At 39.9% G+C, this 12479-nt stretch carries 9 protein-coding genes and 2 pseudogenes; 10 read left to right on the top strand and 1 reads right to left on the bottom strand.

The window, feature by feature from the left end:
* Nucleotides 1–396 precede the first annotated feature (396 nt).
* The 7 genes and pseudogenes from MHH52_RS25655 to MHH52_RS25625 form a co-directional block, all read left to right on the top strand.
* Complete coding sequence (locus tag MHH52_RS25655; RefSeq protein ID WP_340005157.1) at nt 397–1074, top strand: hypothetical protein; 678 nt, start codon at nt 397–399, stop codon at nt 1072–1074.
* Nucleotides 1075–1253: 179 nt separating this feature from the next.
* The gene (locus MHH52_RS25650; RefSeq protein WP_313637833.1) at nt 1254–2231 is read left to right on the top strand and encodes a phosphotransferase; all 978 of its coding nucleotides are present in this window, start codon (nt 1254–1256) and stop codon (nt 2229–2231) included.
* A gap of 141 nt (nt 2232–2372) precedes the next feature.
* The gene (locus MHH52_RS25645; RefSeq protein ID WP_340005155.1) at nt 2373–2621 is read left to right on the top strand and encodes a hypothetical protein; all 249 of its coding nucleotides are present in this window, start codon (nt 2373–2375) and stop codon (nt 2619–2621) included.
* 243 nt (nt 2622–2864) lie between these two features.
* Nucleotides 2865–3770 (top strand): NAD(P)/FAD-dependent oxidoreductase, encoded by a 906-nt coding sequence (locus MHH52_RS25640; protein WP_340005153.1) that lies wholly within the window; start codon nt 2865–2867, stop codon nt 3768–3770.
* Nucleotides 3771–3870: 100 nt separating this feature from the next.
* Nucleotides 3871–4371: an isochorismatase family protein gene (locus tag MHH52_RS25635; RefSeq protein WP_340009827.1), complete on the top strand. Its 501-nt coding sequence runs from the start codon at nt 3871–3873 to the stop codon at nt 4369–4371.
* Nucleotides 4372–4773: 402 nt separating this feature from the next.
* Nucleotides 4774–4962, top strand: a pseudogene (locus MHH52_RS25630) (hypothetical protein); the annotation flags it as partial.
* Nucleotides 4963–5115: 153 nt separating this feature from the next.
* Nucleotides 5116–8290: pseudogene (locus MHH52_RS25625) on the top strand (alpha-amylase family glycosyl hydrolase); the annotation flags it as partial.
* Between the two features lie 89 nt (nt 8291–8379).
* Here the strand turns inward: MHH52_RS25625 and MHH52_RS25620 are convergent.
* Nucleotides 8380–8841: a YdeI/OmpD-associated family protein gene (locus MHH52_RS25620; protein WP_340009825.1), complete on the bottom strand. Its 462-nt coding sequence runs from the start codon at nt 8839–8841 to the stop codon at nt 8380–8382.
* A gap of 76 nt (nt 8842–8917) precedes the next feature.
* Between MHH52_RS25620 and MHH52_RS25615 the strand changes: the two genes are divergently transcribed.
* The 3 genes from MHH52_RS25615 to ahpF all read left to right on the top strand — a co-directional run bounded on the left by MHH52_RS25615 (nt 8918) and on the right by ahpF (nt 12184).
* Complete coding sequence (locus tag MHH52_RS25615) at nt 8918–9799, top strand: aminoglycoside phosphotransferase family protein (protein ID WP_340005152.1); 882 nt, start codon at nt 8918–8920, stop codon at nt 9797–9799.
* 277 nt (nt 9800–10076) lie between these two features.
* The gene (gene ahpC / locus MHH52_RS25610; RefSeq protein WP_313637839.1) at nt 10077–10640 is read left to right on the top strand and encodes an alkyl hydroperoxide reductase subunit C; all 564 of its coding nucleotides are present in this window, start codon (nt 10077–10079) and stop codon (nt 10638–10640) included.
* A 14-nt stretch (nt 10641–10654) separates the two neighbouring features.
* On the top strand, nt 10655–12184 hold the full coding sequence (gene ahpF / locus MHH52_RS25605; RefSeq protein WP_340005150.1) for an alkyl hydroperoxide reductase subunit F: 1530 nt from the start codon (nt 10655–10657) through the stop codon (nt 12182–12184).
* Nucleotides 12185–12479: the final 295 nt, after the last annotated feature.

Below are 12479 nucleotides of genomic sequence, written 5' to 3'. Positions count from 1 at the left end.
ATTTAATACTGAATTCACGTTGTAGGGCTATCGCCCTATGGATGGCAGATGTATAATCATGGAATAAAGCGTAAAGGATTTGAAGCGATGAAATTCTATTTGTTAGTTATTCAAGCCTTTTATTTATTATCGCTAATTCCTTGGTTCATAATTTGGGGATTATCTTTTATGGTTTTTGACAATGGAATCTCAGCATGGGGAATATCAATAATGATAATTGTTTCTTTGTATCCAGTTGCTGTTATAAGTTGTTCGATTTTGTCTTGGCTCTTTAGGGGAAGATTTAAATCTTTAATTATCTTTTTTATTAGTGCGATTCCGTTACTGTGGGTGATTACGTTCGGAACTATATTAATTGGTTATTAAATTGGTCAGAAAGATCATGAGGGGAAAATCATGATGAAATTATTTAAACATAAGACGGTAACTCAATTGAACGAATGTAATATGGAAACATTGATTACTACCCCATTAGGTATAGTTGGTCTGTCGCTTTATAACGATAACCTTGATATTCTATCGCAGACACCCCAATTTAGTAAGTGTCTACTGCATGGAGGACAAGCTTATGGATGGGAAGAAAAAAATATTATCGTTGAAATCGTTATTTCAAAACCTCCAATTCGTATTCCGGAAACAATGAAAATAGAGAATAGCAGAGGAATTTTAATACGATTATTTTGTAAAACAGATAATATGACGTTAAGCTTTTTAACCTACTGGTCAAAACGAGAGTGGGAAGATGGAGGAAGCGATACAGGACAATTTTTACAAGCATCAACTTGGAATAAAGGATCAATGCGTTTATCTATAGGAACTGAGGATTCAGAATATTTGGAACAAAGAATGATGAATAATTGGTTAATGCCTATAAGAAAAAGTGACTCCTATAATTTGACTGGCAGTAATGAAGATGGTTTAGAAATCGATCTTCCTAATATTAGAGCTAATGAATTATGCCAATTTCATGTTTTTATTGCTTGGGGTTCTAGTTCTGATAGATATGATGCATCTACGTGGTACGCTGTGGATCAGGATTCAAAACAGATACTTGAATTTGAAGATTTACTATAGTAACTCATGGAGATTCTACAAATGGCTATCCTTAGCACACAGCCAGATGCTATTACCTCGATTTACCGTGATCGGCATATGATCCCTTACCCAGAAATCGAAGCAATAAATACGATTTTTTAGGATTATATTAGGAAAATGTTACATCAGTTAAATCCAACCCAGATTGGAGAATGAAAATGTCGCTAACCGATGATCAATTAGTAGAGCTATTAAGAGGTCATGGTATTCCTGAGATTCTTGAAATTAAAAGAACAAAACACGAAGCTCGCAATCGAGCAGTACTCAATAAAATAGAAATATATACGAAGGACAATAAGATTTTGTCATTATTAGAGAAAATCACGATGTCAAAGTATACTCCATATGAAAATATTATTTATAACCACTACTCAAGCAAGGAAGTATCCATTCCGAAAGTTTTTATCAATAAGTATGATACAGTCAGCCAAGAAGGTATATTGTTGATGGAAGACCTGACTCCGACACATAACAATCTAGCCGATTGGGAAGTGCCTATTGCTTCCGAAAAATTAGCTAACATAATTGAAGTGATCGCACAGTTTCATGCTGCATCTTGGGAGACTAGCGAGTTAGCTCTTCCGGAGCATTTAAAAAGTGTGGAAGATTATTTAATACATATTACTTACTTAGAGAGAGATTATCTGGATTTTAGAAAGCAACAGACTTATAACTTTGGGGAAGAACAATTTCGAATATACGAGAAGAGCTTATTTAGTTTGCGTGAAAATGCCCAACAACATATTAAACGCATATCAAGATATCAGAATACCACTTGCATTCATGGAGATTTAAATGTTGGCAATTTATTATATCCGGTATTCAATAGTGCAAAACCATGCATCATTGATCTTGAAGCAGTGAAGGTTGGGCTTTGTACTGAGGATCTTGTTATGCTATTTATCCATGATTTGTTTTATGGCAGTGAGGAGACCTCACGGATCTTTGATCTTTATTTTCATTCAATTAACAATAAAATCAGAAGCGAATACACTTACACGCAATTTGTGGAGGACGTCAGATTATCAATAATGGAAGGAATCTTTTTTCCACTAAAGTTATTTGTTCATGATGGGATTAAGGATGAAGAGCTGATATGGAAGTCGATAGCTGCGTATAAGAATTTCGGAGACTAATTAAATCTTGAACTTTTTGTTGTGGGTAACGATCATTATAATGACTATACTACTATCTATATTGTCTTACCCCAAGAATATGGGAAAGGAATAGACAGGACTTATTACTAGATTTTTTCAAAAGAAAGCAGAGACGTTGTTATGAGTAAATACGGAGAAGCGGCTGTGAAAACAGTTCAATACCTAAAAGAAAATCAACTAGAAAGTCCAAAAACAGCTTGGGAGGTCATCACTAAAGAGTTCTTCTGGGAAGGAACTGCATCACAAAAAAACAAAGCATATGGCTTGAAAGCCTTAGAATTAATTAGGAAGAACCCGGATTTGATAGAGGATAAGAAAACCTTATGGCTAGAAACGATTGGACATGAAAAAAAGGCACCTAACTCATAGATCGATGTAGTAATAGAACTTTGGAAGAATGAAATGACTGAATAATTTGCAGGAATTTAAATGAGGGTAATGATTGAATAGAATAAATCCTTGCCTTTTAAATATATTAAAGTTATTATGGACTCGTAAAGTCGTTAATAAATACGGAGTGGAGTGATATCCGTTCTTTTTTTGGGATAATAACAGATAACAAAAGTCTCTAATATCTATAATATAAATTGAAAAGTGAAAGGGAGAATTTGAATGATTTACGACTGTGCTATTATCGGTGGAGGACCGGCAGGTCTAAATGCTGCTCTTGTGTTAGGCAGAGCAAGAAAAAACGTAGTTGTTATTGATGAAGGACGCGCACGTAATAGGGTTACTCGTAAAACGCATGGCTTTCTTACTAGAGATCGTATAAGTCCAAGCGATTTTAGGCGAATTGCCAAGGAACAGATTAGTGCCTATCCATCCGTTACCTTTTCGGAAGATACCGCCATATCGATTACGGGAACCGATGGCGATTTTAAAATTACGACGGTTCAGGGTCAGACTTATCGAAGCAAAAAACTGCTCTTTGCCATAGGGATGAAGGATCTTCCGATGGATATTAAGGGGCTCTCAGATGTGTATGGTAGAAGCGCCTTTATCTGCCCTTATTGTGATGGATGGGAACTAAGAGATCAACCGCTTGTCGTAATTGTTAAGGGAGCCGATGCAACGCATATGGCCCAAGTGATATCTGGTTGGACGAATAACATTACCATATGTACTAATGGACCTGATGACTTGACGGAAGCACAACGCAAGGAACTTCAACAACATAACATTCCTGTCTTTGACTCACCGATTCAGTCGATCGAATCTAACGAGGGTATGTTGCAGCAAGTTGTTCTTAAGGATAGTACTAGTATCAATTGTACAGGGATATTTTTCAGACCGAAGCTTATGATCGGATCAGACTTGCCACAAGCTATCGGTTGTGAGATCACAGAAGCTGGAACAGTCATCGTCGATAATCTCGGTAAAACGAACGTTCCTGGCGTCTTTAGTGCTGGTGATGCAGCAACACATCTTCATCAAGCCATTATTGCCGCTTCTATGGGCTCATTAGCTGGGGTGGGCATTAACAACGAACTAAATGAAGAGGAATGGCGTAACGTATGATGCCATCGTACAAAACAGATTAATTTATTTATTTCCTTGAGCTGAATCTACATCCAGATTAATATAGAAGCTATATTCGTTCTGAAAGGGGTAGTTCAAAATAAAAATTGGATTCCTAATTATTGATATGCAAAACCTTTTCTTACACAATCATATGGAGAAGTTAAATGTAAGTGAGGCTTGTGAATACATTAATCATGTGTCTGGGTTACTTCGTGCGAAAGACCAAATCGTCGTCCATATACAAGACATGGAAGGGGCGGATGCGGATACGGATCCAGAAGCAAGAAATATTATACCGGAAATTACAGTAGCACCGACGGATATCCAGATGGGGAAAGAGTTCTCTAATGCTTTTTGGAAAACGGATTTAGAACAGCTGCTACGTGAACATGGTGTTGAATTCGTCATCGTTGCTGGCTTCGCCGCAGAACATTGTGTAACCTTTACTATTAACGGTGCACTAGAAAGAGGCTTTCAAGCAGCCCTTCTACAGAAGGGAATCCTTAGCACACGGCCAGATGCTATTACCTCGATTTACCGTGATCGGCATATGATCTCTTATCCGGTGATCGAATTTCTAATGGAGACTATTGTTTGAGATTCTGCTAAAATAACACGCTAGTTCCATCATTTCAGCGGTAGTCAAGGGGGACATTAACTCAAAAGACTGCCGCTGCTTCTATTAGTGGATTCAGTCTTTATGAAAACGATTGAACTTACGTATTTAGACCATTAAATTTTTATGGTTTTAGCCTAAAAGATGCATTGACCCGGAAAAGGTTGGAGCCTATAATCATAAACAGGGAAAATTCATTAGATATGGAGCTATCTGTAACCTGAGGATTTCTCAATAGTCCTATTTGTAAACGCATACAATGAGGTTTTTCCATGATTTTCAAGAAGGAGGAGATTGGAAAAGTTAGATTATTTCTTTTTTTCTCATTTTGCAAACGTTTGCACAACGTAATTTGCACTTAAAATTAAGGATGAGGTTATTTAATTGGTACGAAAACAATCTAGGCGGTTTGTTTCTTGGTTGATCATTTTTTCGCTTATCTTTAGTTTATTCGGTTTATCCGGCGGGGCTTCAGCCAGCAACACTGATTATACAGTCTCCTATACAAACTCCACAGCATCTGCTGTAACACTGCATTGGACCACGAATAACTGGACCAATATCACGGATACGGTCATGTCCAAAAATGGGACTACGTTTACGGCCAACCTCAATGTTCAAGAGGGAGCCACACTCATTTATTGTTATCACATCACAGCCCCGACGGATAGTTGGGACAGCAACGGAGGGAAGAACTGGACGGTAGTTATTCCGGTTGCTGGGAAATATGAAGCTGAGAGCGCAGCCTTGTCAGGTGGCGCAAAAATAAATACGAATCACACCGGATATACTGGCACCGGTTTTGTTGATGGATATACAACCACAGGAGCAACAACGACCTTCAATGTTCAGCCTTCCGCTGCAGGTGCTTATAATGCCACGCTCCACTACGCCAATGCGACCGGCAGTGCCAAGAAAGTTTCCATTTATGTTAATGGAGCAAAGGTAAAACAGACTACTCTGGCCAACTTAGCAAACTGGGATGCATGGGGTGATCAAACAGAAACGCTCTCCTTGCAGGCAGGAAATAATACGATCGCTTACAAATATGACTCCGATGATACTGGAAATATCAATATCGACTATGTGACCCTTTTAGCCACGGCAACGCCAACACCAACGCAACACCAACAGTGACTCCTACACCAACACCAACAGTGACTCCTACACCAACGCCAACAGTGACTCCTACATCAACACCAACCGTAACACCAACACCAACGCCAACAGTGACTCCTACGCCAACACCAACAGTAACGCCTACTCCAACACCTACTTCGGCTGGCTTAACGGTTCATTTTAAAAAACCATCAAGCTGGAGTTCATAGATCCGAATCCATTATTGGAATTTGAGTCCGTCAACTGTTCCAACAAGTGGAGCTTGGCCAGGAATTCTGATGAAATCGGACGGGAACGACTGGTACAGCTATACTATTGCCAACGCCACTGGTGCAAGCCTTATTTTTAATGATGGCAACGGCAAACAGACGGCCGACTTGTCCCGCAGTGTAAAAGAGGGCTGGTATTCCGCGGATAACGTGTGGTCTGACGCTAATCCGGACATTCCGAAGATTCCCGTGATTTCAGTCTCGCTAGCGCCGAAAACATATGATTCTGCCCAAACCGTGAAGCTTTCCAGTCTTTATAGCGACGATAAAATTTACTATACGACAGACGGGACGACACCTACGACATCTTCTACCTTGTACACCACTCCAATCCAAGTAGCATCTACTATGACTATCAAGGCTTTTGGTGTTAACTCCATCGGTCAAGCAGGCAATGTAGGCACTTTTGCATATGTTATTGACCTAAACATCGACCTGCAAGCCCCAACCATAACAGCAAATTTGCCTGTTGGGAATTCAAGTTCTGCGGTTACCGTATCTTTTAATATAAAAGATAACAAAGCGGCAACGACCACAGCATACTACACGGATAATGGTACGGAGCCAACGACTAACTCAAATGTCTATATCTCTGGAAATGCTTTAACTGCTCTGCCAGGACCGTCCATTCTTATTAACAAGACGACGACACTGAAATTTCTAGTAATCGATGGTGCCGGAAATGAAACGAAACAGAGCTTTATCTACACGATTGGAAATAAAGGCGATTTCCGTGAAGACACCATTTATTTCGTGATTACTTCTCGATTCTATGATGGTGATCCTAGTAACAATGTGCATTCATGGGAGGATGCCAAGGCAGGAAATCCGGATTCAGACCCAGCTTGGAGAGGTGACTTTAAGGGACTGATCCAAAAGCTCGACTACATCAAAGCCCTCGGATTCAGTGCCATTTGGATTACGCCAGTTGTACAGAATGCCAGCGGGTATGATTATCATGGTTACCATGCGATAAACTTTGCCAAAGTAGATCCAAGGTATGAATCAGCGGGAGCCTCTTATCAGGAATTGATCAATGCGGCTCATGCCAAAGGCATAAAGGTTATTCAGGATGTCGTCGTGAATCATACCGGTAATTTTGGGGAAGAGAATCTGTTGCCTATGTTCAAAAAAGATCCAACTGCAGCGGACACCGTGAATAACATGATCAAAATTACGGATAAGCTGCCAGCTAACTATGATACTATGACCCCTGATCAGCAATATCAGGTAAGACTCGCAATCATGAAAAATGCGGAGACCAACAATAACATTTACCATACCGAAAAAAGTCTTTCCTGGGAATCTTACACCGTACAGACAGGACAGATTGCAGGAGATGCTGTGGACTTGAATACGGAAAATCCAGTAGTTAATCAGTATCTAATTGACAGCTATAATCAGTATATTGATATGGGTGTTGATGCTTTCCGGGTCGATACTGTGAAGCATGTGAGCCGGTATATTTTTAACAAGTACTTTGTTCCTGCTTGGAAAACAAGAGGGGGCTCAAACTTCTTTGTCTTTGGTGAAGTGGCTACTCGGTACAGAGATGTATGGAACAGTGGGATTCCGGCAATATCGACTCCATTCTATACATGGAAAAGCTCGAAAGCCTATCCGGGTGATGGACAAAATCCAACAAGCTGTCTGTGGAACAAGAGTGGGCAGATAACTCTACTACAGCAGGGCAGCCAACCTCGAACAATGCTTTTTTAATAGGTAATAATTATCACGCGCCTGACTATTCGATGAAATCGGGGATGGACGTTATTGACTTTCCGATGCATTGGGCGTTCAAGACTGCACAGGAAGCATTCAGTATGAAGAGCGGTGATCAATTCTATAACGATGCTACCTGGAATGTAACTTATATTGATTCTCATGACTATGCACCTGACCAAGCACCAGAAAATCAAAGATTTGCAGGGACACAAGACACATGGGCTGAGAATCTAGCTCTGATGTTCACCTTCCGAGGAATACCTGCGATCTACTATGGTTCTGAAGTTGAATTCAAAAAAGGATCAGTCATCGATGTAGGTCCAAATGCACCGCTCAGCTCAACCGGGCGTGCTTACTTCGGAGATCACATTGAGGGTAGTGTTACGGTTCAAGGTTACGGTAAATATACCAATGCTACCGGCACTCTTGCCGATTCGTTGAATTATCCTTTGGCCAAACATATCAGACAACTCAATTTAATAAGAAGAGCTGTGCCAGCCTTGCAAAAAGGCCAGTATTCCACAGAAAATGTATCAGGTGATTTGGCATTTAAAAGAAGATACACCGACAGCTCCAAAGGGATCGATAGCTTTGCATTAGTTACGATCTCAGGAAATGCGACATTTACCGGAATTCCGAACGGAACCTACGTGGATGCGGTGACTGGCGATACCAAAACCGTTACCAATGGTGCGATCACAATAACCTGCTCCGGAAAAGGAAACGCACGGGTATATGTATTGAACGGTAGCGGTGGAATTGGAGTGACAGGAACCTACCTGAAGTAAAATAAAGTCTGTCTTATTTAAAAGAGAAGAAGCAACCTCAGTTCGGAATTTCCACCGTACTAAGGTTGCTTCTTCCTATTAAAAAGCTCCTAATCATTTAATCCTTTTCCACCCAGAATTTGTGGCATCCATTTTTCAACCCTAGACACTCGAGTTTTGGATTGCTTAGGCTCAGAAAAATGATGAAGGTAAGCTCTTTGCCGCCCGGGTGTCAAGGCTTCAAAAGCAGTTTTCAAGGCAGGCATTTCATCGAGTTTATTTTGAAATTCATCAGGAATGATGAAATCTGTATTCTTTTTAAATTCCACTTCCAAACCAGCTTTTTCAACTTCAATGGCTTCATAAATATAGTCTTTTATGATGTTTTCTTTTTCAATGATCTCTTGAGCATTGGTGAACCGAATCTGGCGCGCTGCCTGTACATTCTCCGTTTGTTGAATTAGAATCCCATGGGCATCCTTTAACAAGGTGCCTTTATGAAACAGTAGTGCACAATATTCTTTAAATCCATGGCCTTTTCTGGCTGATCTAATTGTATAGTTTGCATACAGACAACAGTAAGGCTAACATAATAGTAGATGTCTCTTCTGAAAATGGCTAGTAAAACTTATGGTAGAGAGGTGTTTTATGAATACAATAACCGTCGATTTAGTTGCAAGATTAATAAATGAACAATTTCCAGAGTGGTCCGATTTAGAGATTAGACCTGTAAAATTCAGTGGGAATGATAATCGAACTTTTCATTTAGGTGAACATATGAGTGTGAGGTTACCAAGTGCAGCAGCTTATGCTCCACAAGTAGAGAAAGAGCAACTATGGTTGCCCATATTAAGTAAAAAACTCACGTTACCTATTCAAGTACCCTTAGCCAAAGGGAAGCCTAACGAAGAATATCCATTGCCTTGGTCTATCAATAAGTGGGTAGAAGGAGAGACATTAACACACCAAAATATTAATGATCTTAATCAGTTTGCAAGAGATTTGGGGGCATTCTTATTAGAATTACAATCCATTGATGCTAGTGGGGGACCTTTAGCAGGAGAGCATAATTTCTTTAGAGGCGGATCTTTAGCTGTTTATGATGAAGAGTCTAGACATGCCATTGAGCATAATAAAGATATTTTTAATGAAGACATAATACAAGAAATGTGGGAACTGGCACTAGAATCTGAATGGAACTCCAAGCCAGTTTGGGTTCATGGAGATATCGCACTAGGGAATTTACTAGTTAAAGATGGAAAGCTATGTGCAGTCATTGATTTCGGAATCTTGGGTGTAGGCGATCCTGCTTGTGATGCGGCAATGGCTTGGACTTTTTTTGATAAGGATAGTAGAAAGGTATTCAAGGATGTATTAAATATGGATGAAGAGACTTGGAACAGAGCAAGAGGGTGGGCTTTGTGGAAAGCGCTGATCACATACAATGGAAATAAAAATTCCAACCCAAAAGCAGCCGCAGAATCATTTAATATAGTTAACCTAATCGTGGATGATTACGAATCGGAGTAAATGAACTACATAAAACGCGTGAACTAAACCATAATAGTTAATAAATGCGTTCGAACCATATTCTAACTACAATGTTTGTTTAAATCCGAAAGAAAGGAATTTCTATGAACATTTGATGACTGACAACGATTATCATATTAGAATTATTATAAATAACTTGACAGGCCTTAATTTGGTTAATTATAATAATTATAAATAGTATTCAGATATGTGATGATTGCAGATCTTGAATATTCTATTCACTAAAAAAATAAAACTTAAAGGAGATTTAAATAATATGTCACTAATCGGAACAGAAGTCCTACCATTCAAAGCAAGCGCATTTCAAGATGGGAAATTCATCGATGTTACAGAAGAAAACTTTAAAGGTAAATGGAGTGTAGTTTGCTTCTACCCAGCTGACTTCACATTCGTATGCCCAACTGAACTAGAAGATTTGCAGAACCAATATGAAATACTGAAACAATTGGGTGTTGAAGTATATTCCGTTTCTACAGATACACACTTTACACATAAAGCATGGCATGAGAGCTCTGCAGCCATTGGCAAGGTAAAATACATTATGATCGGCGATCCTTCTCATGTAGTTTCCCGTAACTTTGATGTTCTGATTGAAGCTGACGGTCTTGCTGATCGTGGTACATTCATCATTGATCCAGACGGTATTATCCAAACGGTTGAGATTAATGCTGGTGGCATTGGTCGTGATGCTAGTGCTCTTGTTAACAAAATCAAAGCAGCACAATATGTACGCAATCATCCAGGTGAAGTTTGCCCAGCGAAATGGTCTGAAGGTGCTGAAACACTTAAACCAAGTCTCGATCTTGTAGGTAAGATTTAAGGAGCGAAAGCTATATGAAACTAGATCAAGAAATCAAAGCTCAACTAGCCCAATACCTAGAACTCTTGGAAGGCGATGTAGTACTGAAAGTCAGTGCAGGCGCTGACGAGGCATCTCAAGAGATGGCCCAACTGGTTGATGAAATTTCTATAATGTCAACTAGGATTACAGTGGAAAAAACTGAATTACCTAGAACCCCAAGTTTTAGCGTAAACCGTGTTGGTGAAGATACAGGCGTAACCTTTGCTGGAACTCCGTTAGGGCACGAATTTACTTCATTAGTATTGGCACTATTGCAGGTTAGCGGAAGAGCTCCTAAGGTTGAGCAAAGTGTAATTGATCAGATCAAAAGCATTCGTGGCGAATACAAGTTTGAATCTTATATCAGCCTGAGCTGTCATAATTGCCCTGATGTCGTACAAGCATTGAACCTAATGAGTATCTTTAATCCTGGTATTACCCATACGATGATTGACGGTGGAGTATTCAAAGAAGAGGTAGAAAGCAAAGAGATTATGTCTGTACCAAGCGTCTACCTCAATGGTGAATTCTTCGAAAGTGGTCGTATGACGGTTGAAGAAATTCTAGCTAAAATGGGTAGTACTGTGGACGCATCAGAATTTGACAATAAAGCTCCATATGATGTGCTTGTTGTTGGCGGTGGCCCAGCAGGTGCAAGTGCAGCAATTTACGCGGCACGTAAAGGGATTCGCACAGGTATTGTTGCTGAACGCTTAGGCGGACAGGTTAACGACACGCTTGGCATTGAGAACTTTATCAGTGTAAATTACATTGAAGGTCCTCAGCTCGTAGCTAAACTCGAAGAGCAAGTGAAAGAGTATGGCATTGATGTGATGAAATTACAGCGTGCTACACGTTTAGACAAGAATGACTTGATTGAAGTTGAACTTGAGAACGGCGCTGTTCTAAAGAGTAAGACGGTCATTCTGTCGACAGGCGCTCGTTGGCGGAATATGGGTGTGCCTGGTGAAGCTGAATTCAAGAATAAAGGTGTAGCCTACTGCCCACACTGTGATGGTCCTTTGTTTGCAGGTAAAGATGTTGCCGTTGTCGGCGGCGGTAATTCAGGGATTGAAGCAGCTGTTGACCTTGCGGGTATAGTGAAGCATGTAACGGTTCTGGAATTTGCTCCAGAGCTCAAAGCTGATGCTGTACTGCAAGACCGTCTCTACAGCTTACCTAACGTTACTGTACTTAAGAACGTGCAAACGAAAGAGATTACCGGAACAGATAAGGTAGATGGTATTTCTTATATCGATCGTGCGACAGAAGAAACTCACCATATTGAATTGCAGGGTGTATTTGTACAGATCGGTCTGGTTCCAAACACAGATTGGTTAGGTGACATGGTTGAACGTACTCGTGTAGGCGAGATTGTTGTAGATAGCCATGGCGCCACCAACGTACCAGGAGTCTTTGCTGCTGGCGATTGCACTAATAGTGCTTATAAACAAATCATCATTTCGATGGGGTCTGGTGCAACTGCAGCTTTAGGTGCATTTGATTATCTGATCCGCAATTAATCGATACAAGAATCAAATAAGGGTTCCACATATTAGGTAAGACTAATATGTGGAACCCTTTATTTTTATTATCACCTCTCGTTTAGTTGACTCTGATACGCACTCCTCAATTCTAGTATTTATTCAATGCTAGACCATTCGCCTGAGTTGGTGAAATTCAGTCACTGGAATAAACAAGGAATTATGATAGAGTTGCTGAAGGAATATTCCAAAAGGGTGATTTTGTAAAATAAAAAAGAAAAGGTGGGTTATATGTTTGAATGTAGGTGGTTACATAGCCTTTATATAAAGGCCA

It is taken from the genome of Paenibacillus sp. FSL K6-0276 (assembly GCF_037977235.1).
In the GTDB taxonomy this organism is placed as follows: Bacteria; Bacillota; Bacilli; order Paenibacillales; family Paenibacillaceae; genus Paenibacillus_AQ.
Note: the sequence above shows the minus strand (reverse complement) of the source record. Positions and strands in the feature narration are given on the sequence as shown.

Bases quoted from the DNA above. Each gene is read 5' to 3' on its own strand.
- MHH52_RS25655 (WP_340005157.1), top strand. From the start codon at position 397: ATGATGAAATTATTTAAACATAAGACGGTAACTCAATTGAACGAATGT.
- MHH52_RS25650 (WP_313637833.1), top strand. From the start codon at position 1,254: ATGTCGCTAACCGATGATCAATTAGTAGAGCTATTAAGAGGTCATGGT.
- MHH52_RS25645 (WP_340005155.1), top strand. From the start codon at position 2,373: ATGAGTAAATACGGAGAAGCGGCTGTGAAAACAGTTCAATACCTAAAA.
- MHH52_RS25640 (WP_340005153.1), top strand. From the start codon at position 2,865: ATGATTTACGACTGTGCTATTATCGGTGGAGGACCGGCAGGTCTAAAT.
- MHH52_RS25615 (WP_340005152.1), top strand. From the start codon at position 8,918: ATGAATACAATAACCGTCGATTTAGTTGCAAGATTAATAAATGAACAA.
- ahpC (WP_313637839.1), top strand. From the start codon at position 10,077: ATGTCACTAATCGGAACAGAAGTCCTACCATTCAAAGCAAGCGCATTT.
- ahpF (WP_340005150.1), top strand. From the start codon at position 10,655: ATGAAACTAGATCAAGAAATCAAAGCTCAACTAGCCCAATACCTAGAA.